Consider the following 21,368-nt stretch of genomic DNA (forward strand, 5'->3'; position numbering starts at 1 on the left):
ACGCGTTCGCGAGGCAGGGGTAGCAAGAAAAGAGAGTGCTCGCGGGCCTTCGCGCGCCAAGTCGAGTCGGCGACGAAGTGCTCGCGAGCACTTTCGGGTCAGGTCAAATGGCCGAGGGCGGGGCGTTTGCGCATTTTTGCGCCAGATCAACCTCGTCAAGAGGCGCGCCGGCGGGTTCGAGCCCCACCCCCGGGGCCCCAACTCAGGCTTCGACGGCCGGCTGGTCGGGGAGGGGGGCGTCCTCGTCGGCGCGATTCTCACCGGTTTGCGGGTCGACCTCGGGGGGCTGGCCGCCACCGTTTCGGCTGTAGAACTCCGCGAGCCGATCGTTTTGCATGGCGAACGGCCCCAACAATTTGGAGCGCATGCGCAGGTCGGCCTCCGAGGTGGTCGGGTAGGCCCCGCCGATGCGCCAGATGCACTCGTACATTTTTGCGCGGATGCCGTCTTTGCTGGCGGCGATCGCCTGCTTGGTGGGCCCCTCGGCGTCGTGGTCGACGCTCATACGGGCGACGAACTCGTCGAAATCAGCCTGCAGCACGTCGAAGTGCGCCTCGAGCTCGCAGGTCTTGATCTCGTTGACGAAGTCGTTGGCCAACTGGCCGATGATGGTGCCCATGGTCGACTCCTGCTCCTCGCGGTGCACGTTGGTCACCGTGTGCACGGGCGCACGCAGCGGCCCGCCGAGCATCTTCTGGGCGGCCTTGCCACGCGCCGAATCCGCGCCGTACAGGTCGATCTCGGTCTCGACCTTGGCCACGAAGCTCGAATAGTTGCGGTCGAGCCGGTTGTCGGCCGGGCCGACCTCCGGGTCGACCACCTGCTCCTGGGCCACGCTATACGCCTGCAGCAGCCCGCTGTGGCTCACGCAACGATCGTAGAGCTCCTGCAGGCAGTCGGTGAGCTCCGGGTCGACGTTCTCCTGCTTCGCCGCCTCCAGCGCGTTGCGCGCCGACCACTGCGCGCGGGTGTGGTCCTGCTTGTAGGTGTCGATGAATTCGTCCTGCGGTACCGTGCGACTCATAGCAACTCCAGCGTTGGCGACGCGCACCCGCAGCACAGACGGGTGTGGCGTCTGGTTAGCTGCCCCCTCGTACCGACGTGGGCATGAATGAAAAGGATGTAGGGCGACGATAGCAGGAGAGGTGGCGGGGGGGAAGGGGCCGTTGAGGGTTCGGTGCCTTAAGAAATTCACCGTCGGGAAGCAGAACCGGTCAACTGCCCCCGTGATCGTGATCGGCTGTTGCAGTTGCTAGCGGTCAAACAGCCGATCACGATCACGATCACGATCACGGACGGCGCGTAAGCCTGCGCTCAATTTGTGAAGCCTTCACTTGCCCTCGTCAGCGAGAGCTGGAAGCACTCGCACCGAAAGAAGACAGCGCGATGTGTGTTCGGTGCGTGGGCATCTTGCCCTCGTCAGCGAGGGCTGGAAGCACTCGCACCGAAAGGCGACAGCGCGATATGTGTTCGGTGCGTGGGCATCTTGCCCTCGTCAGCGAGGGCTGGAAGCACTCGCACCGAAGGGCGACAGCCGTGTGTGACCGAAGGAAACGTCCGCGCGGCCGTCGGCCCTCGCCTCAGTGTTCTTCAACGTTTCCGGGGTCCTCGGTGTGCGCTTCCGTGTTTCCACGGCCTCAACGGCCTCGGTGCTTCCACGGCCTCAACAGAGCGATCCCGTCTGCCACACCCACCATGGCCCGATTTCAAAAATAGTACGCAACGATTCGGCAATTTTGCCGATAACCGTAATGAGGGCCTCGACGCGTCGTCTCACCCAGCGCCGTGTTCGAGATCGGCCCTCGCGGATGCGCACCCGACGACGAAATGACACCCCGGCCTGGCCCACGCCTCCAGCCGAGCCACCCCACGCGGGTGGGCGAAGCTGAGGCGGGCGGAGGCAGCGCCGAGGTACGTCTTGGATGGTCAATGGGGGTGGGTCCGCGGGACCCAGGGGGAGGGAGCCATGCTGCTACGCTCTTCGTACTCGCAAGTCGCGCGCGCGAGGCAGGCGGCATGCAGCCATGGAAACACGGAGGCACAGAAACATTGAGCCATGGAATCACGGTAGAGCACACCGAGAACCGCGGAAGCACCGAAGAAGGCTGACCACGGAGGCGTGCCGCATGTGTTCGGTGCGTGGGCATCTTACAGTTTAAGACATTCACCGTCGGGAAGCAGAACCGGTCAACTGCCCCCGTGATCGTGATCGTAGTCGTGATCGTGATCGGCTGTTGCAGTTGCTAGCGGTCAAACAGCCGATCACGATCACGATCACGATCACGATCACGGACAGAGCGTAAGCCTGCGCTCAATTTGTGAAGCCTTCACTTGCCCTCGTCAGCGAGGGCTGGAAGCACTCGCACCGAAAGAAGACAGCGCGATGTTAGTTCGGTAAGAAGACAGCGCGAGGTAAGTTCGGTGCGTGGGCATCTTGCCCTCGTCAGCGAGAGCTGGAAGCACTCGCACCGAAAGGCCAAGGTCCTCCGTGTTTGCACTTATGACTTCTGCCGTCGGACTTCTCGCGGCCGCACGACGCGTTCCTTTTTCTTCATCGAGGGGCAACAGTGCTTCGCTCGTTCACGACACACTTCATTCGTCTCTGGTTGATCACAGCGACGTTGGCTGCACCGGCGCTGGGGTCCGTGGCGTGCGACGAGCACGGGCAGGGAGCGAACCCCGAGGTGTCGGACGTCGCACCATCGACCGACTCCGAGCCGGACGCGTCCGTCGACTCGACGGGGCAGGACGTCGGTGACGAGGGGTGTCGCGACCCGCTGGAGGGCCAGACGGGCTCGGGCGAGGCGTTTGCGAAGCCGGAGGCCGGGCTTGCCGCGGTGGGCGATATTCGTGGCATCGTCGATCCCGACAGCGCGCAGCCGGCTGAGGGCTACTCGAATCGCATGAGGCGTGTGCTGCGGCCTCGCGAGCACATGCGCCCGAGCTCTCGGGCCGACGAGGTGTGGCTGCACGAGGGGGAGTATGCGGTCATGGACGCCGCCTACGTGGTGACCGGCGAGGAGCTGAACCCTCCAAAGCTCTACGAGTTGTTTGTCTTCGTGGACTTCGAGCCCGTCGAGTTCGGGGTCATTCCGGTCAATCCCGAGCTGGGCTCGGAGCCGTTTCCCAGCCTCGAGGAGGCCCGGGGCGTCGACGAGTGGGTTCGCTCGAAGACGGTCGACCTGCAGATCGACCAGCCGGTGGCCTTTACGCTGGTGTTGCCGCCGTCGGTGTTCCCCGAAAAGAGCGCCTACGACGTGCGCGTCAGCCTGGTGGGTCGCCCGCCGCGCGACTCGGGCAAGGCGATGGGCATCGGCGAGGTGCGCAGTCACTCGCTGATCTTGAACTACGGGACGACGGCGTTCACGCACGCCGCGGCGGTCGAGCTCGAGAGTGGGGAGGGCGGCCCCGTGGCGCCTCCGGAGTATCTGCGCGCCGAGATGCGCAGTTTTGCCGGGTTTGTCGAGCCGCCCGAAGAGGTCTGGGATCCGTCGAGTCTCGATCCTCCCGCGGTGTACGACGACGTCGACCTGGCTCAGATCTTCGAGGTCGAGGCCGACACCGCCCGGCTTCGCGCCTGGCTGCGAAGCTCTTCGCGTGAGCCGCAGGCGCCCATGTACGTCGTCGCCCTCGACGGCCAGCGCGCGCTCGACGCCCCGCGCGGCTATGTCGAGCTGCCCGCGCGGCCGAGCGACTACTTCGGCACCCAAGAAAAGTTTGCCGTCGAGGTGCCCTTCGAGCTCGCCGTCGAACCCGAGCGTGTGCACGCGGTCCAGCTGCTCAGCTTCTCCAATCCGTATTGCCGCAGCGGGCGAAGAGAGGTGAGCTCGTCGAATATCGTGCACGTGACGAGGCAGTGAGCGCGTGAGGAGGCGTGGAGGGCGTGGAGGCTCGGAGGCCGTGGAGGCATGGAAACATGGAGCCACGGAAACATTGAGCCATGGAATCACGGTAGAGCACACCGAGAACCGCGGAAGCACCGAAGAAGGCTGACCACGGAGGCGTGCCGCATGTGTTCGGTGCGTCTTAAGAAATTCACCGTCGGGAAGCAGAACCGGTCAACTGCCCCCGTGATCGTGATCGTAGTCGTGATCGTGATCGGCTGTTGCGGTTGCTAGCGGTCAAACAGCCGATCACGATCACGATCACGATCACGGACGGAGCGTAAGCCTGCGCTCAATTTGTGAAGCCTTCACTTGCCCTCGTCGGCGAGAGCTGGAAGCACCCGCACCGAAAGCGCGCGAATTGTTCGGTGCGTGGGCATCTTGCCTTCGTCGGCGAGAGCTGGAAGCACCCGCACCGAAAGCGCGCGAATTGTTCGGTGCGTGGGCATCTTGCCCTCGTAAGCGAGAGCTGGAAGCACTCGCACCGAAAGCGCGCGAATTGGCATTTGTCGCCGAACTCTTGTATATCGTTCAACGCCTTCGGGCGCTCCGATATCATCTGTAGGGACTCTGACCGATGCAACAACCCGACGCCGATTCACGCCTGTCCAAGTTCGACAGGTGGCTGACGGCGGCCTTCTGGCTGCTGTTGGCGCTTCCGGGGCTTCGCCAGCTCGGCCTGTTGGCCGGGGCGGTGGGGCGGCGGTTTGGTTACGGCTACGACCTCGAGTGGATGGAGGGCGGCAACCTGACCCACGCCTGGCGTATCGCCAACGGGTTGTCGGTGTATCCGCCGCCGTCGGTCGACTTCATTCCCTATCTCTATACGCCCGGCTACCCGGCGCTCATCGCGGCGCTGGGGAGCATCTTCGGGATTTCGTACGGCACGGCCCGGGCGGTCAGCAACCTGGCCATTCTGGGGTGTTTGGTGATCGTGGGGACGGTGGCGTACCGCTCGATGCAGGCCGCTCGCGTATCCGAGCCGGACGGGCTGTGGTGGCCGATCGCGGCCGCCGGGGCGTTGGGCGGCGCGGGGATCTATGCGTCGGGATATCCGTGGATGGACGGCTGGTACGATATCGGCCGCGCCGACTCCCTGCTCATCTTCATGGTAGCCGCCTCGGCTCTGGGGCTGATGGTGTGGGGGCCGAAGTCGAAGGAGTCGACCACGCTGGGCGGCTGGGTCGACTGGCGCATCGTCGGGTGCGCGGCGGTGCTCGCGCTCGGCTTTTTCGTCAAGCAGACCGGCGTGCTCTTCGTGGCCGCCGCCGGCGCGGCGATCCTGGTGCTCAACTGGCGCATGGTGCCCGCCTACGTGGTCACCAGCGGCACGATCGGGCTGGGCGGCACCTACCTCTACAACACGCTGACCGACGGGTGGTTCTGGACCTACATCTACCAATACCACCAACGCCACACCAACGAGAGCGAGCGCTTCTGGGGGGCGTTCGAGAAGTTCTGGGACAAATTTCCGACCGCGCTCGTCGTCGTCGGCGCGGCGCTGGTCGTCGTGGGCGTCTACGCGGCCGTGCGCCGCAGGCTGCCGCGCTCGGGCGGGCAGTTTTTGCTGTGGGCGTGGTTCTTCGGGGTCGCCGTGGTCGTCGGCGCGGTCGGCCTGACGACGCAGTGGTCGTACCTGAACGCGTTTATCCCGGCGCTCGTCTTCGGCGCCATCGCCTCGGCCGCCGGCGTGGTCACGCTCGCCGAGATCGGCCGCGAGATCGGCCCGCGCAGCCAGACCGCGCTCGTCTTCGCCGCGCTCGCCGCGCTCGCCGCGCACTCGCACGAGGCGCTGTGGGAGCCCGACAAATTCGTGCCCACCGCCCAAGACCAAGCCGCCGGCGACCGCCTCGTCGAGACGCTTCGCGAGGTCGACGGCCCGGTCTTCGTGCCCTATTCCCCGTGGTACGCGCACCTGGCCGGCAAGCCGCTGCACACCCACAAGATGAGCATCACCGACGTCACCAACCTGTCGCCTCGCCATTGCCCGCCGCCCGAGGAGCAGAAGCCCGGCGAGGAGTGCGTCTGGCTGCCCGATCGCGCGACCGAGGTCGTCGGGTTGAAGGAGGGGCTGCAGGAGAAGAGGTGGGATATCGTCATCCTCAAGCCGTATAATAGGGAGGCGATGTTTCGCCCCCTGGAGCGCAGCTATCGCCCCTCGCTCAAGCTGACCGACGAGATGATGCCCTCGCAGCCGACCGGCTACGAGGTGCGCGGCCTGCGCGTGTGGCGGCCGATCCGGCCGATGGAGCCGCCGGAGAACGCCCGCGTGGTCTTCGACTTCGAATCGACTCGCCTGCAGGGCTGGAATATCCGCGGCCGCGCCTGGGGCCGAGGGCCCGCCCGCGGCAAACTCGCCCGCCAGATGCCCGTGGGTGGCTTCGGCGGCGACCGCCTGATGAACTCGTACCACGGCGGCGACAAGGCCACCGGCACGGCGGTCTCGCCGCTCTTCGAGGTCGACGGCAACGAGCTGGTGCTTCGCGTCGGCGGCGGCAAGGGCGACAAGGTCCGCGTCGAGCTGCGCGACGCCCGCGGCAAGGTCCTGTTCACCGCCCGCGGCGAGAACAGCGAAATCTTGAGGGAAGTGCGGTGGGACGTGTCCGAGCTCGAGGGCCAGAAGGTGCGCCTCGCGCTCGTCGACGAGTCGACGGGCGGGTGGGGACACCTGTTGGTCGATGAAGTGTGGATGGTGCGGTGAACTAACGTGTTTCGTCACACCGACTTGTTTCGTCACACCGATATTACCTATGATGCCCCGGCTTGCGCCCAGCTCGCTCGTCCGTTCGAGCGCTCGGGCGCGGCCACGTCACTTCCGGTCATCCCCAAGCAGTAGTTGCATGAGCTTCGTCGAGCGATTCATCAAGGGCGGCCTCTTTGGTCTGGCGTTCGCGCTGGGTTGGTTTGCGGTCGAGGGGCTCTACCTCGCGCTGCAGTCTGCGAGCGCGCCGGTGTGGAGTGCGCCGTTCAACGTCGGCGTCGCGGCCCCGCTTGTGCTCGGGGCCGGACTCGCCGCGGCGGCGATTTTCGCCGGGTGGAGTCTGTACCTCGACGCGTTCGAGCCGGCGCGCTTGCTCGTCCAGCGCGCGTCGGCCTGGCTCTGGCGAGGCTCGGCACGGCAGCACGCGCGCCGAAGCGCGTGGCTTCTGGCGTTGCCGCTGCTCCTCGCCGTCTGGTTCGGCGTCGGGGTCGTGACTGGCGAGGCCGTGTTGAGCACGGTCAAGACCACCGCCTTTGCGGTGTTGCTCATCGCCGGCGTCTTGCTGGTGGCTGCGTTGGCGTTGGCGCTGATCGCGCCTCTGCTCGTGTTGCCGCTCGAGGCGCTGTTGGGTTGGCTGGGCCGCTTCGTGCCCGGAGGGGCGCTGGCGCCGGCCTATACGCTCGCGGTGCTCGGGGCCTCGGGGTGTTTGGTGGTCGTGGCCCTCTGGTTCGCGCTGCCCGACGTCATTCCGCACCTTCCCTGGCACTTCGTCGCCAGTTTGTTGGCCGGATGCGCCGCCGTCGCGGGCACCTACAAGCTCATCGAGCGGTGGCCCGGGCATGTGCGCTGGCTCGCGAGTGCGTCGGCCGGTCTGACGATTTTGCTGGGCCTCGGCACCGCTTATATGCCCGTCTCGCTGGCCAAGGCGCGAGGCGTCTTCGTCGGTCAGACGTCGGTCGCCAGCGCGTGGTACGGCGTCCTGGACAAAAAGCTCGACTACGACGACGACGGCGCGCTGCACGTCTTTGCAGGCAACGACTGCGCGCCCCACGACCCCAAGATCAGCCCGACCCAGAGTGAAATCATCTCCAATGGGATCGACGAGAACTGCTCGGGCGCAGATCTGAGCATCGACTTGGCCGACTTCGAGGAGGGGACGAGCTCTCACCCGCAGCCCGAGGGGATCGCCAAAAAGCCGCATATCATCCTGGTCACCACCGATGCGCTCTCCCACGGCCACACGAATATGGCGGGCTACAAGCGCGACACGACGCCGGAGCTGGCGAAGTGGGCCGAGCGCGCCACCGTCTTCGAGAATGGGTTCGCCCTCGCCCCGAGCACGCGCTTGGCGATGCCCGGGCTGCTCGCGGGCATGTTTAACAGCATGATGCCGCTGAAGAAGACCCGCATCCACCCCTTCCCGTGGAAGCGAGAGACGCCGTCGCTGGCGAGCAAGCTCACCGAGCGCGGCTACAGGACGGTGTTTCTTCCGGGAGACAAGCTCTTCGTGCCCAAGACCTGGCGCGGGTTGGCCCACGGCTTCGACGAGGTCGACACAAAGCCGATGCGTACGGCCAAGGACAAAGGCCACACCGCTCCCGAGCTAACCGAGCGTGCCATCGAGTTGATCCGCGAGCACAAGGGCAAGAAGCCGCTCTTTTTGTGGGTGCATTATTTCGACCACCACGCCCCCTACGAGGTGCCGAAGGGTCACGAGGTCTTCGAGGGCAACGAGCGGGTCGATCGCTTCGACAACGAGCTTCGCTGGACCGACAAGTATTGGGGCGAGCTGTTCGACGCCATCGCCCAGACCTACGAGCCCGAGGAGTACGTGCTCGCCTTCACCTCCGACCACGGCGAGGCGTTCGACGCCCGGCACAAAAAGCACCACCACGGCTACACGCTCGACACGCCGGTGCTGCACGTGCCCTTTGTCATCCAGGCGGCCAAAGGACGAGGGAAGCGCGTCGACGGTCTCGTCTCACACGCCGACATGCCCGTCACGCTGGCGAACCTCGCCGGCATCGAGGCCGACGAAGACTGGATCGGCGAGAGCTTGGTCCCGGTGCTGTTCGACGACAAGCCGGTCCAAAAGGACGTCGTCTTCGGGCTCTTCTACCTCCCCGAGGACCGCAAACGCTCCCAGGACCCGTTCCGCAAGCTGTCGATGCGCACCCTGGACTTCGCCTATATCGAAGACCGGCGCAAAGGCCACCGTCGCCTGCTCGACTGGAAGAAAGACCCCGTCGGCCTCGACAACCTGGCCGACGAGAAGCCCGAAATGCTGGAGATGTATCGCTACGTCACCGCTCAGAAGCTCGAGTGGCTGCGCGAGAACGAGCGTGCTCTGAGGCTTCGAAAGAAAGGCAAAGAGAAGAACCGCAAAGTGCGCAAAGGTCGCAAAGAGAAAAAGCTGCGCAAAGGTAATTGAGTTTTTACTTTTGCGTCCCCAGCGCACTTGGCGCCCTTTGCGGTTAGCTCCCCGATTTCACGCCCCGATATGCACCACCACGCGCCGGCTCTTCGGGCTGGTGCGGTGCTCCCACAGGAAAATCCCCTGCCAAGTGCCCAGCGCCAGGTCGCCGTCGATGATCGGGATGGACAGCGTCGTCGAGGTGATTGCCGCCTTGATATGCGAGGGCATGTCGTCGGGGCCCTCCATCGTGTGGGTGTAGTGCGGGTCGTTCTCGGGCACGTGGCGGTTGATCCAGTTCTCGAGGTCGCGGCGCGCCGACGGGTCGGCGTTCTCTTGGATCGTCAGGCTGGCCGAGGTGTGTTGGATGAACAGCGTGCAGAGGCCCTCTTGGAGGTCGGCGCTGCGGACGACGTCGCGGACCTCGTGGGTGAATTCGTGGAGGCCTTGTGATGGGGTTTGGATTGTTAGGGTTTTGAGCATGGTTGGTTTGGGGTTTGGGGTTTGGGGTTTGGGGGTTTGGGGTTTAGGGGGGCCTCTCCCTCGGTCCCTCTCCTTCCCTTCGCTTCGCTACGGGTGGAGAGGGAGGCCTCTCCTCGGTCCTCTCCTTCCCTTCGCTTCGCTACGGGTGGAGAGGAAGATGTCGTTCAATCGATCTCTGTACAGAGTGCGATGGGGCCTCTCCCTCGGTCCCTCTCCTTCCCTTCGCTTCGCTACGGGTGGAGAGGGAGGCCTCTCCTCGGTCCTCTCCTTCCCTTCGCTTCGCTACGGGTGGAGAGGAAGATGTCGTTTAGTCGATCTCTGTACAGGGTGCGATGTTGCTCTACCGATCTCTGTACCAGGTGCGTACTGGCAACATCTTCCTCCCCTGCGCGAAGCAAAGCGTAGCGTAGGGGAGGACCGAGGAGGGGACTCCTCCTCCGCAAGCAAAGCGAAGTGGAGGAGGACCGAGGAGGAGGAAAAACTCATTTCCGATCACTCTCCTCCGTCACCTTCCCCAACCTCTCCCACGCTTCACCCGGCTCCAACAACGCCGCATCCATGCGCCACGTCCAGTTGTTCCCGTTGCCGCCGGGCACATTCATGCGCGCTTCGGTGCCGAGCTCGAAGATATCCTGCACGGGCACGATCGCCATGCCGGCGTCGGAGCCGAAGACTGCGTCGATCATGCACCAGACGATCTCGTCGTCGCCGCACGACAGGTACTCGCGCACCTTGTGCTGTTGCATGTCGTCGAGGTCTTCGTACCAGCCGCGGGTGGTGTCGTTGTCGTGGGTGCCGGTGTAGGCGACGAAGTTCTCTTCGTAGTTCTCCGGCAGGAAGATGTGCTCGGGGTCGTCCCAGTCGGCGAATTGCAGGACCTTCATGCCCGGCAGTTCGTGGCGGTCGCGAAGCTCGAGGACCTCGTCGGTGATCAGGCCGAGGTCTTCGGCGATGAAGGGGACCTCGCCGAGCTCGTCTTCGATCGCCTCGAAGAGGGCGTCTTTGGGGCCGTCTCGCCATTCGCCGTCGACGGCCGTGTCGGCCTCGGCGGGCACCGCCCAGTAGGCTTCGAAGCCGCGGAAGTGGTCGATGCGGATGAGGTCGACGGTCTCGAGGACCGTCTCGATGCGGGCGAGCCACCACTTGTAGTTCTGCGCGTCGATGGCGTCCCAGTCGTACAGCGGGTTGCCCCACTTTTGGCCCGTCTTGCTGAAGTAGTCGGGGGGCACGCCGGAGACGTCGTCGACGTTGCCGTCTTCGTCCATCTGGAAGATGTCGCGGTTGGCCCACACGTCGGCGCTGTCCATGGCTACGAAGATGGGGATGTCGCCAATAAATTGGATGCCGCGCTCGCCGGCGTAGTCGCGAAGCTTTTGCCACTGGTCGAAGAAGATCCACTGGCGCCACTCGAGCTTTTCGATGCCGTCGGCGTGCTCCTCGCGAAAGCGCGCGAGCGCCACTTCGTCGCGCTCGACGTACTCGCTGGGCCACTGGCGCCACTCGACGCCGCCGTACTCGAATTTAAGCTTCATAAAGAGCGCGTAGTCCTGGAGCCAGTCGGACTCGCGCTCGCAGAACGCGTCGAACTCGGCGCGGCTGCCCTGGTCGTCTTTTCGCCAGCGCTCGCAGGCGAGGTTGAGGAGCTCGCCCTTTGCGGGGGCGACCACGCCGTAGTCGAGGTGGTTGGGATCGAGGTCGGCGACCTTCTGGCGGTAGGCGTCGACCTCGTCGCGAGTCAGCCACGCGCGGCCGACGAGCGCGTCGAGGTCGATCATCAGGTCGTTTCCGGCGAAGGCCGACGTCGCCGAGTACGGCGAGCCGCCGTGGCCGGGCACGTTGAGCGGAAGCGTTTGCCACCACGATTGGCCCGCCTCGCCGAGGCGGTCGGCGAAGGCGCGCGCCTCGGCGCCGAGGGTTCCGATGCCGTCGGGGCTGGGCAAGCTTGTCGGGTGCAGCAAGACTCCGGCTGATCTTTCCATATCGCTACGTGGATGCGGGGATGTGAACGTGTCTGAAATACTAGTCGTGTCGAATTGGTGCAACTGTTCTTGGTTCTTGGTTCTTGGTTCTTGGAGGTGTAGCCTTCGGTGGTCGCCTTGCAGATGCGCGGCGCCTGCTACATAAGCAATTAAGGACATGAGGGCTGCGAGTCGCCACGAGTCGGCTAGTCGACGCAATTCGCAGCCCCTATGTCCTTAATTGCCTAGGTAGACGGCGTTCCGATTCTGCAGGGCCCACGCCTCGACAAACCGAGCCAACAGCCTCTAACTTTCAACACTCCACCACTCCCAACAACCAAACCACATGACCCAACGCTATTTCGCCATCACAGCACCCGGATTCGAAAAACAACTCGCCGACGAGATCGACGCGGTCGGTGGCCGCAAGATCGAGAAGCACACAGGCGGGGTGGAGTTCGACGCGACCAACCGCGTGTTCTACCGGGCGAATTACGAGGTGCGTACGGCCAACCGGCTCTACCTGCGCCTCGACGAGTTTCGCGCCCGTGACTTCCCCGAGCTGTACCGCAAGACGCGTCGGTTCGGCTGGGAGCGGCTGCTGGGAGAGGAGAACAAGGTCTATATCAAGGGCGTGGGCCGAAAGTCGCATCTGATCCACACCGACCGCATCGCCGAGACGGTCGCCGACGCGATTCGCGAGCACTTCGAAGAGGACCTGAAGCGGCCGGCGCCGACGATCGTCGAGGAGCAAGAGGAGGGCGCGCAGTACCTGTTGGCGCGCATCCACGAAGACCGCTGCCAGTTGAGCCTCGATGCTTCGGGCGAGCACCTCTACAAGCGCGGCTGGCGCCAGGAGGCCGTCGAGGCGCCCATTCGCGAGACGCTGGCCGCCGCGCTGCTCATCCGGGCGGGGTGGAATCATCGAAAGCCCCTGGTCGACCCGATGTGCGGCTCGGCGACGTTTCTGGTCGAGGCGGCGTGGATGGCCTCGAAGCGCCCGCCGGGCGATATGCGCGACTTCGCCTTTCATCGCTGGAAGAATTTTCGCCAGCCTTTGTGGGACGACGTCGTCGAGAAGGGGCGCCGGCGGATGCGCGAGATCGACGAGGTGCAGTTTTGGGGCTTCGACGCCAACCCCGAGGCGGTCGACGCGGCCCAGAAGAACGCCGAACTCGCCGGGATGTCGGCCTGCACCGAGTTCCGCCAGGCGGACGTCGCCGAGCTGACCCCGCCGAGTGAGAAGCGCGGCATGATCATCGCCAACCCGCCCTACGGCGAGCGCCTGGAGGAGGGCAGCGGACCGCGCGCGGCGTGGGAGACGCTGGTCGACCGCTTCGCCGAGCACTTCAAGGGCTGGCGTATGGGGCTCGTGCTGCCGTCGGACATCACGCCGTCGCATGACCGGCTCAAGTTCAAAGAAGAGATGCGATTCCAGAACGGGGGGATCGCCGTCAAATTCTGGCTCGCTCGGCATCGCTGACATTGGTGGGTGAGTTCGCAAAGGCTAGGGGGCCTCTTCTCGGGCGAATGAACGGAGTACGAATGCGCCGGCAGTCGAGCCATAGCGTCGATCGCATTCTTCCTCGAAGAGGCCCCCGTCGCCTTTGCTTCCGACGCGCAACAGTGCGTGGGCCGGGGCGCGAATTGGGGGCGACGTCGATTTCTGGACTAGATGCGAGGGCTATCGCATTATACGAACGTGCTATTTGGGCGGACAGACCACAATTTGAGGGTCGTATCGATGGCCCGAGAAGGTGAAATGTGCGTCCCCCAAATTGTTGTTTGTCTGCTTCAATAGTCTATTTGGGCGGACAGACTACAATTTGAGGGTCGTATCGATGACCCGAGAAGGTGAAATGTGCGTCCCCCAAATTGTTGTTTGTCTGCTTCAATAGTCCACGGAAGGCAAAAAAGGAACGTGATGCACAACCGGGACATCCGTCCACACCTATTGGGGATTCTGCTCCTCCTCGTCATCACAAGCTGGGCCGCGATGGCCTGCGGCCAAGAAAGCAAGGGCGCGTCGTCGACGCTGCGCTCGGCGGGAGACGAGGCCAAATTTCGCGTCATTTCTCGTTTTCCCTCCGAGAAGACATCGGCCCAGAGCCCGCTCGGCGACGACGCCAAGCCGTTCGTCGACGAGGCGGTGCGCGACGCGATCGCCGAGGAGCGCTACGACGTGGCGTTGTTGCTCGTGCAGAAGAAGGGCGCCGAAGACGACCCCTACGTGGACCTGCTCGAAGGGTATTTGGCGCTGCAGGCCGACAAGCCTAAGGAGGCGTTCGCCAAGCTCGAGGGGCTGTCGGGGAAGGTCGACCGGCTCGAAGATTACCGGCTCTACTGGCTCGCCCAGAGCGCCGTGGCTGCCGAAAAGCACCACAAGGCGGCGCTCAGCGCAGCCCAGGTGCCGCACGACAGCCTGCTGTTGGGGAAGAGTCTGATTCTGCTGGCGAACGCGCTTTTGGAGACCGGCACGTCGAGTGATACCGAGCGGGCCATCAAGACGCTCGAGCTGTACCTGAACAAGTACCCGCGCGGCCGCTCCGCCGAAGACGCGCGTATGTCGCTGGCCGGCGCCTACGAGAAGACCAAGCAGTGGGACGCGGCCGCCAAGGCGTACCTGGCTGTGCTCGAAAAGCACGCGCTCACCGAGTCGGCGACCGAGGCGCAGAAGCGACTCGACGCCATCAAGAAGCATCTGTCCAAAGAGTTGAAGGCGGCTGTCGACGAGCCGTCGCGGGCGATTCGGATGAACCGCTACCGCGCGCTCTTCGGCGCCCACCGCAGCAAGATGGTCATCGCCGAGGTCAAAGAGGAGCTCGACGGGCTCGAGGACGACAAGGCGCTTCGCTGCGAGTCGCTGTATCTCATCGCCAAGAGCTACTCGAAGCTTCGCCAGCACGCCGACGGCTCGGAGTGGTACGAGCGCATCGTCAAAGAGTGCGCCGGCACCGACTACGTGCTCAAGGCGCTGTACCTGGGCGGCAAGGGGTTCTGGAACTCGGGCGAGCGTGACGAGGCGCGCAAGTGGTTCGCGCGCATCTGGAAGGAGTTTGCGGACCACTCGTTTGCCGACGACGCGATGTATTTCGTCGCCCGGATTTTGCGCGAGGAGGAGAAGTCCGACGACGCGCGAAAGCTGTTGGCCAAGCAAGTCTCGAGTTATCCGACCGGCGATATGGCCAAGGACGCGCACTGGCTCTTGGTGCGCGAGATGTTCGGCGGCGAGAAGTACAAAGAGGTCGTCGCCTACGTCGACGGGCTCGACAAGACCGGCGAAGACGACATCTACTCGCGCGGTCGCCTGCACTATTTCAGGGCCCGCGCGCTCGAAAAGCTCAAGAAGACCGACGCGGCCAAGAAGGGCTACCGCGAGATCGCGCAGAAATACCCGCTCTCGTATTACGCCTACCTGGCCTTCAGCAGGCTCGGCTACCTCGAGGAGAGCGGCCAAAAGGGCGGGCGCGCGGCTGCGTCCGACCTGTGCTCGCTGCAAAACGGCAAGCTGTGCACGTTCGTCGAGCCGAAGCGCACCGAGGCGGTGAAGCTGTCGGACGGGTTGCGAAACGCCGACCACTTCAAGCGCGGCGTCGCGCTGTTGCGCCTCGGGTTGACCGACCTGGCCGAAGACGAGTTTCAGGCGCTTCGGCGAAGCCACGGCAGCGCGGCGAACCTGTGGGCGCTGACCTTTTTGTTGAACGCCGCCGAAGCCTACCGAATCTCGCACGACCTGCCGCGACGCCACATCCAGGACTGGAAGACAGTCTACCCGAAGGACGCCGACGACCCGCGCTGGTCGCTCGCCTTCCCCACGCCGTTTCGACAGACCGTCGACAAGTACGTCACCGAGCGAAAGCTTCCGCGAGCGCTGGTCTACGCGATCATGCGCGAAGAGAGCGGGTTCAACCCGCGCATCGAGAGCTGGGCGAACGCCCGGGGCTTGTTGCAGTTGATGGAGGCGACGGCGAGTAAGATCGCCAAGAAGGACGGGCTGCAGGGGTTCTCGGCGGACAAGCTGCTCGAGCCGGCGACGAATATTCGGCTGGGCACCGGCTATATCGCCGAGCTCTCCGAGCAACTCGACGCCCATCCGGCGTTGGTGATCGCGGGGTATAACGGCGGGCACGGCAACGTGTCGCGTTGGCTCGAAGAGCGCGGCGACTTGCCGCTGGACCTGTGGGTCGAAGACATCCCCTACGGCCAGACCCGCAAGTACACCAAGCGGGTGCTGGCCAGCTTCTGGACCTATTCGTGGATGTACGGCCAAGACCGCGTGCCGCGGCTTAGCTTCGAGTTGCCCGAATCGAATTAATGTTTCGGCCGTACTGACTTCAACAATTCGTCGACGGGCAGGGTGTTGAGCACGTCGTCGGCGGTGAGCCAGCCGCGGCGGGCCTGCTGGACGGCGTACTCGATGGCCGACAGGCCCTGGGTGGAGTGGGCGTCGGAGCCGAGCACGAGCTTCAGGCCGCGCGACTGGGCGCGGCGGGCGTTCTCGGCGTTGAAGTCGAGGCGGCCGGTCGAGCCGTTGAGCTCCATGGCCACGCCGTGCTCGAGCGCGGCTTCCAGGACCGCGTCCATGTCGTAGGTGTACCCGTCTCGCCCGCCGAGCATCCGCCCGGTGGGGTGTCCCATCTCACAAATCAGCCCCGTCTCGATGGCCGCGAGCAAGCGCTCGGTCATCTTGTCGGTCTCCATGTTGAAGTAGCTGTGCACGCTGGCGACGACCCAGTCGGCCGCGGCGAGCAGGTCGTGGTCCATGTCGAGCGAGCCGTCCTTGAGGATGTCGACCTCGATGCCCGACAGGATCGTGAAGTCGTCGATCTCGTCGTTGGCCTTTTTGATCGCCTCGATATGCGCCTCGAAGCGCTCGGGCGTCATGCCGTTGGCGACGGTGACCGCCTGGGAGTGGTCGGTGATGGCGATATACGACCAGCCGAGCTCCTTGGCAGCCTGGGCCATCTCCAGAATGGAGGCGCGGCCGTCGGTCTCGGTGGTGTGCATGTGCAGGTCGCCGCGCACGTCGCTCATCTCGATGAGGTCGGGCAGGCGGCCCTCCTCGGCGGCTTCGATCTCGCCGTGGCCCTCGCGAATCTCCGGCGGGATATAGGGGAGGTCGAGGGCGGCGTAGATATCCTCTTCGGTCTTCGAGGCGACGAGGGTTTCGTCGTCGTCCGTCTTGAAGACGCCGTACTCGCTGATCTTGAGGCCGGCGCGCTTGGCGCGGGTGCGAAGCTCGATGTGGTGCTCTTTGCTGCCGGTGAAGTAGTGCAGGGCGGAGCCGAACAGGTCTTCGTCGACCACGCGCAGGTCGACCTGAATGCCGCCGACAAGGCGCACCGACGTCTTGGTCTCGCCGCTGACGAGCACCTCGGCGACGTCGGTCAGCGAGACGAAGGCGTCGGTGACCGCCTGCGGGTCGTCGGTCGTCACCAGTACGTCGATGTCGCCGATGGTCTCGCGGCCGCGGCGAATGGAGCCGGCGATTTCGATGCGGTCGACGGCGTCGAGTTTGGCGAGGCGGTCGCGGATCGACAACGCCGTGCGGCGCGCCTGGGGCAACGGCGTGCGCCCTGCGTGTCGCTCGAGGCGCTCGATCTCGGCCAAGATCTTCTGCTCGGTCTTTTTGCCCAGCCCAGAAAGCTTCTGAATTTCGCCGCTTTCAGCCGCCTCTTTCATGCTCGGAAGATCACAGACACCCAGCTCTTCGTAGATCGCTTTGATGCGCTTGGGGCCGAGTCCCTGAATCTCGAGCAGGTCGAGCAGCCCGGGGTCGAGCTCGCTCAAAAGCTCGGTGTGCACAGTGCAGGTGCCGGTTTCGTGGATCTCGCGCAGGTCCTCGGCGATGCTCTTGCCGATGCCCTTGATGTCTTCGACCGTGTCGTCCTCGATGCGTGCATCGATGGGCTCGGTCAGATTCTCTACGGTACGCGCAGCATTCTCATATGCGCGAATTTTAAAGCGATTTACACCTTTTATCTGGCTTAAGGCCGCGATTTCGTTTAGGATGCGAGCGTAGTGGTTGTTGTCCATGTGGAGATCCCGGGGGCGATGAATGAATTGACAGTGGATGCGTCCAACCTCACACGAGTCAAGAGCCGGAAAGCTTGACGTGGTTATTGGGATGCATCATTCTCCTCGCGCACTGTTCAATAGTGGCTTTTTGTCTCTGGCTTCAAGAAGAACTAATGAATCATCCAGCGGTCTCTGCTAAGGTATGGCAGAGATCGTAGCGCCGACAGGTGTGCGGCGGCGATAACGTCGCAGGCTGTCTGTTATAGCTGACGCCGATTCGTGTCGATGTGAGACGAGCGGGGCGGTGCTTGTACGAACATCAGAAACCATCGTGGTCGATCAAGGGAATCACTGTATGAAAACGCGATCCATTGCATATCTGGCAGCGTCGCTACTGGCGCTGAGTATCAGCCAGCCCGGATTCGCGCAGGAAGACTCCAGCGGAGAGCAGAAGGTGCCTGCCGAGGCAGCCGCACCGGATGAATCGTCTGCTGCCGAGGGGGAAGCTTCGGACGAGGCGGCGGAAGGCGAGCAGGCTGAAGCGGCCGAAGCGCCGGAAGCAGCCGAGGGTTCGGAGGCTGCCGAGGGCGAGGCGCAAGCCAAGGCCACGTCGGCCGAGGGCGACCCCGAGGAACCCAAGGTCGGCCCCGGCGGCAAGCCGCTGCGCGAGGATTATCCCGGCACCGACGAGTCCAAGAAAGCGCGCATGGAAACCGAGCGCATCGAGGGACTCAACTTCGAAGAGGGCGAGGCCGCCGAAGACTCCTACGACGTGCGTATCCGCGAGTTGGAGACCAAGGTCGACGACCTCAAAGAGAAAGTGTTCCGCTCGAAGAGCCGTATCGTGCTGCTCAAGGAGACGGTGCTCACCGGCAACTTGGCAGGCAGCCGAGCGATCGTCTCGCACGTCAACGATATCGGCGGCTCCTACGTGCTCAAGCGCGCTCACTACGCCCTCGACGGCTCGCGCGTGTTCAACAAGACCGACAACGACGGCAGCCTCGCCGATAAAGATGATTTCGAGCTCTACAACGGCTCGATCACGCCGGGCGCTCACCGTCTGTCGGTGCTCTTGGAGCTCAAGGGCAGCGGTTACGGTCTGTTCAGCTACATGGACGGCTACAAGTTCACGATCAAAGACTCGTGCGACTTCACCGCCCAGGAAGGTCGAAGCACCATCTTGAAGGTCCGCCTGATCGACCGGGGCGGCGCCTTCGCGGCCTACGAAGAGCGGCCGGCAATCGAATGCGTCCTGAGCTCGGTCAAGCTGTCGGGAGACGGCCTCGAGGCAGGCGATGAAGAGGGCAAGGGCGCTGCGGGCGAAGGCGCCAAGTCCGACAAAGACGACAAGGCCGCCTCGAAGTGAGCCCGGACCGTTTTACCTGCCATAAGGTATCTCGGGGCCCGATGGTTCCTCGGGGGAAGTCGAATTCGCCGCAGTGAAGTCTGACTTTATGAAAGCTCAAACCAACCAGTTCTCCGCTCGACGCGCTCCCAAGGCGCGGCCTCCTTGCCGACAGATGCTAAGCCTCGCGCTGGCATGTGTCGTTCTGGCGGTTCTTGGCGTTCCCGAGGCACGTGCCCAAGGCATGGATGATTTCGAGGCGCAAGCACGCGGCCTCGAAAAGCAGGTGCGTCAGCTCGAAGAACGCTACCTCAAGCCCGAGCTGTTGCGCTCGCGCTACAAGATCGAGACGCGGTTCAACGACGCCAAAGTCGCCTACCTTCTCGAGGATTACGGGCGCGCATCGATCCTTTTTGTGGGACTGGTCGACAATCCGCGGGCGCAGAGCTTCGAGTCGTACGACGAAGCGTTGTACCTGCTCGCCGACAGCCTCCTCGAGCAGCGCAACTTTTTGGCCGCGCGCAAATATTTTCAGCGCGTCGTCGAGCGCGGGCAGGGACCGTTTTTCCAGAACGCGGTCATCAACCTGCTCGAGATCGCCGCGGCGACGGGCAATTACGAGGGCGTCGCCGAGCTCAACGCCATGCTCGACAACCAGAGCGAGCTGAGCCCGGCCGTCAATTACGTGCGCGCCAAGACGCTGTACCGCCAAGGCAAATTCGCCGACGCGAGGCGTTACTTTCAGAAGGCTTCGCAGGTCTCGAAATTTGCGCTGCGCGCCGACTACTTTCGCGGCGTTGCGTTCGCCGCCGAAAAGCAGTTCGACAATGCCGAGCAGGTCTTCAACAAGGTCATCGCAGACCACAAGCCCAAGACTCCCGAAGAGCAAGAGCTCATCGACCTGACCAATCTCGCCTTGGGTCGAATCGCCTACGAAAAGCAAGATTACGACACTGCGATCGGCTACTATCAGCGCCTCAAGCGTACTAGCCCGCACTTCGACCAAATGCTCTACGAGCTGACCTGGACGTTTATCGCCCAGGAAAACTACCAGGCTGCCAGTCGGGTCACCGACATCTTTTTGTACCTGGAGAACCCCGACCCGACTTTCGTGCCCAAGGTCAAGCTGCTCAAGGCGGACCTCTTGCTGCGCCTGCAGCGCTATGACCTGGCGCGCAGCGCCTACACCGAAGTCGTCGATACGTTCTCGCCGGTCAAACAAGAGCTGGAGGCGTTTGTCGCCAATCAGAGCGACCTGCAAACGTTCTTCAACGACCTCGTCGAGGCGCAGATTCGCGGCGAGCAGCCCGACTATCTGCCCACGCTCGTCCAGCAGTGGATCGACAATAGCGACGTGCTCGACGAGGCGAAGCTGACCGTCTCCGACCTCGCTTCGGTTCGTCAGAGCATCGAGAGTTCGTACTCGGCCATCGAGCAGATGGAGGCGCGTCTCGAGTCCGGGGCCCACGTGGAATCGTTTCCCAAGCTCGCCGAGGGGATGACCCTGGCCGTCGAGCTGGAGAGTCGCATGGTGGGTCTTCGTCAGGACATGATCGAAGCTCAGTACAAGCTGGTCTCCTCGTCGATGAGCCAAGCTGAAAAGCAGCAGTGGAAAGAGCTCGAAGAGAGGGTCGCCAAGCTTCGCGAGCGTTACGAGGCGATGCCCAAAACGCGCGCGCAGGTGCTGCAACGCGCCGAGCGCATCCAGGGCCGGTTCTCCCGGCTTCGAAAGGCGCTCGACCAGGTCAGCTTCGATATCGAGAGCCAGCAAGAGCAGCTCGAGGCGATCGAAAGCTACGTGGCCCGCAATAACTTCACCGCCGAGCAACTGCGCAAGATTGACGAGAAGAAGGCAAAGGCGCGCAAGACGCTCGCCGCGCTGCGAAAGCTGCAGGGCGAGCTGCGCCAGGAGATCGACGTGGCTCGCCAGCGCGTGGGTATGGGCGACAAGGTCACCACCAAAGAGCAAGCCATCCGCAACGAGTATCGAGACATGCTGGTCCAGCAGCGACAGTTCCTCGACAACGTTCAAGGCCGCTCCGGCGGGTCCAACGGCGTGTCCGTCGAGAACCTTCAGGCCGCACGCACGATTCTTCCGCGTGTCGAGTCGAAGCTGCAGACCTACTTCACGCGCATGAACGAGCTCGTCGGCGAGCGCACCCAAGATCTGCGCCAGGATCTCGCCAGCGAGCGCAAAATGCTGGGGATGCTCGACAAAGAAGTGGCTCATCTGATGGGCGAGTCCAAGGCAGTCACCGCAGCGGTGGCCTACCGAGGCTTTATCGGAGTCAAGCGTGACTTCCGAGACATCATCATGCGCGGTGATATCGGCCTGATCGATGTGGCTTGGCAGAAGAAAGAAGATATGACGCAGCGGATCAATCAGCTCTTTGAAGATCGCACTGCCGAGCTCAAGACATTGCAGGAATCTTTTGAAGAAGTCCGATGACGCGCGAGCGCCGCTCGGCTGCGAAAGTGCTTTTCGTAGCCGCCGGCCGGTCGTTCGAAGCAGCAGGCTGACCATGGTCTTTCGGAAATTACAGCGTAGTACCTCTTCATCGGTTCG

At 63.8% G+C, this 21,368-nt stretch carries 13 protein-coding genes; 8 read left to right on the forward strand and 5 right to left on the reverse strand.

Annotated elements, in window-relative coordinates; genetic code table 11:
- Positions 1–202: 202 nt before the first annotated feature.
- Positions 203–1,024 (reverse strand): hypothetical protein, encoded by an 822-nt coding sequence (locus FIV42_RS18795; protein ID WP_141199177.1) that lies wholly within the window; start codon positions 1,022–1,024, stop codon positions 203–205.
- A gap of 1,543 nt (positions 1,025–2,567) precedes the next feature.
- On the opposite strand from FIV42_RS18795, the gene FIV42_RS18800 reads away from it, so the two are divergent.
- Positions 2,568–3,860, forward strand: coding sequence for a hypothetical protein (locus tag FIV42_RS18800; protein ID WP_141199178.1), 1,293 nt, complete (start codon positions 2,568–2,570; stop codon positions 3,858–3,860).
- Between the two features lie 332 nt (positions 3,861–4,192).
- On the opposite strand, the gene FIV42_RS30235 is transcribed toward FIV42_RS18800, so the two are convergent.
- Positions 4,193–4,333: a hypothetical protein gene (locus tag FIV42_RS30235; RefSeq protein WP_168210756.1), complete on the reverse strand. Its 141-nt coding sequence runs from the start codon at positions 4,331–4,333 to the stop codon at positions 4,193–4,195.
- A gap of 128 nt (positions 4,334–4,461) precedes the next feature.
- Between FIV42_RS30235 and FIV42_RS18805 the strand changes: the two genes are divergently transcribed.
- The 3 genes from FIV42_RS18805 to FIV42_RS18810 are packed head-to-tail and all read left to right on the forward strand — an operon-like array spanning position 4,462 to position 9,016.
- Positions 4,462–6,585, forward strand: coding sequence for a hypothetical protein (locus FIV42_RS18805; protein WP_141199179.1), 2,124 nt, complete (start codon positions 4,462–4,464; stop codon positions 6,583–6,585).
- Between the two features lie 6 nt (positions 6,586–6,591).
- A complete protein-coding gene (locus FIV42_RS31185) occupies positions 6,592–6,720 on the forward strand; it encodes a hypothetical protein (protein ID WP_281285732.1) in 129 nt (42 codons plus the stop codon).
- 4 nt (positions 6,721–6,724) lie between these two features.
- The gene (locus FIV42_RS18810) at positions 6,725–9,016 is read left to right on the forward strand and encodes a sulfatase-like hydrolase/transferase (RefSeq protein ID WP_168210757.1); all 2,292 of its coding nucleotides are present in this window, start codon (positions 6,725–6,727) and stop codon (positions 9,014–9,016) included.
- Between the two features lie 57 nt (positions 9,017–9,073).
- On the opposite strand, the gene FIV42_RS18815 is transcribed toward FIV42_RS18810, so the two are convergent.
- Positions 9,074–9,481, reverse strand: a complete 408-nt coding sequence (locus FIV42_RS18815) for a secondary thiamine-phosphate synthase enzyme YjbQ (protein WP_141199181.1) — start codon at positions 9,479–9,481, stop codon at positions 9,074–9,076.
- A 482-nt stretch (positions 9,482–9,963) separates the two neighbouring features.
- Complete coding sequence (malQ, locus tag FIV42_RS18820; RefSeq protein ID WP_141199182.1) at positions 9,964–11,460, reverse strand: 4-alpha-glucanotransferase; 1,497 nt, start codon at positions 11,458–11,460, stop codon at positions 9,964–9,966.
- A 325-nt stretch (positions 11,461–11,785) separates the two neighbouring features.
- Here malQ and FIV42_RS18825 point away from each other — a divergent pair, with 325 nt between their 5' ends.
- Positions 11,786–12,922, forward strand: a complete 1,137-nt coding sequence (locus FIV42_RS18825; protein WP_141199183.1) for a THUMP domain-containing class I SAM-dependent RNA methyltransferase — start codon at positions 11,786–11,788, stop codon at positions 12,920–12,922.
- A 441-nt stretch (positions 12,923–13,363) separates the two neighbouring features.
- Positions 13,364–15,754 (forward strand): transglycosylase SLT domain-containing protein, encoded by a 2,391-nt coding sequence (locus FIV42_RS18830; protein ID WP_141199184.1) that lies wholly within the window; start codon positions 13,364–13,366, stop codon positions 15,752–15,754.
- Here FIV42_RS18830 and polX read toward each other — a convergent pair.
- The gene (polX, locus tag FIV42_RS18835; RefSeq protein ID WP_141199185.1) at positions 15,751–17,475 is read right to left on the reverse strand and encodes a DNA polymerase/3'-5' exonuclease PolX; all 1,725 of its coding nucleotides are present in this window, start codon (positions 17,473–17,475) and stop codon (positions 15,751–15,753) included. The genes FIV42_RS18830 and polX overlap by 4 nt on opposite strands.
- 337 nt (positions 17,476–17,812) lie before the next feature.
- Here polX and FIV42_RS18840 point away from each other — a divergent pair, with 337 nt between their 5' ends.
- The gene (locus FIV42_RS18840) at positions 17,813–18,823 is read left to right on the forward strand and encodes a hypothetical protein (protein WP_141199186.1); all 1,011 of its coding nucleotides are present in this window, start codon (positions 17,813–17,815) and stop codon (positions 18,821–18,823) included.
- A 223-nt stretch (positions 18,824–19,046) separates the two neighbouring features.
- The gene (locus FIV42_RS18845; protein WP_168210758.1) at positions 19,047–21,251 is read left to right on the forward strand and encodes a tetratricopeptide repeat protein; all 2,205 of its coding nucleotides are present in this window, start codon (positions 19,047–19,049) and stop codon (positions 21,249–21,251) included.
- The last annotated feature ends 117 nt before the right edge of the window (positions 21,252–21,368 follow it).

The organism is Persicimonas caeni, from assembly GCF_006517175.1.
Taxonomy (GTDB): domain Bacteria; phylum Myxococcota_A; class Bradymonadia; order Bradymonadales; family Bradymonadaceae; genus Persicimonas; species Persicimonas caeni.

Excerpts from the sequence above, each read along its gene's own strand:
- polX (WP_141199185.1), bottom strand. The coding sequence starts at position 17,475 with ATGGACAACAACCACTACGCTCGCATCCTAAACGAAATCGCGGCCTTA.
- FIV42_RS18830 (WP_141199184.1), top strand. The coding sequence starts at position 13,364 with ATGCACAACCGGGACATCCGTCCACACCTATTGGGGATTCTGCTCCTC.
- FIV42_RS18825 (WP_141199183.1), top strand. The coding sequence starts at position 11,786 with ATGACCCAACGCTATTTCGCCATCACAGCACCCGGATTCGAAAAACAA.
- FIV42_RS18810 (WP_168210757.1), top strand. The coding sequence starts at position 6,725 with ATGAGCTTCGTCGAGCGATTCATCAAGGGCGGCCTCTTTGGTCTGGCG.
- FIV42_RS18840 (WP_141199186.1), top strand. The coding sequence starts at position 17,813 with ATGAAAACGCGATCCATTGCATATCTGGCAGCGTCGCTACTGGCGCTG.
- FIV42_RS18815 (WP_141199181.1), bottom strand. The coding sequence starts at position 9,481 with ATGCTCAAAACCCTAACAATCCAAACCCCATCACAAGGCCTCCACGAA.
- FIV42_RS18845 (WP_168210758.1), top strand. The coding sequence starts at position 19,047 with ATGGATGATTTCGAGGCGCAAGCACGCGGCCTCGAAAAGCAGGTGCGT.
- malQ (WP_141199182.1), bottom strand. The coding sequence starts at position 11,460 with ATGGAAAGATCAGCCGGAGTCTTGCTGCACCCGACAAGCTTGCCCAGC.
- FIV42_RS30235 (WP_168210756.1), bottom strand. The coding sequence starts at position 4,333 with ATGCCCACGCACCGAACAATTCGCGCGCTTTCGGTGCGGGTGCTTCCA.
- FIV42_RS18795 (WP_141199177.1), bottom strand. The coding sequence starts at position 1,024 with ATGAGTCGCACGGTACCGCAGGACGAATTCATCGACACCTACAAGCAG.
- FIV42_RS18805 (WP_141199179.1), top strand. The coding sequence starts at position 4,462 with ATGCAACAACCCGACGCCGATTCACGCCTGTCCAAGTTCGACAGGTGG.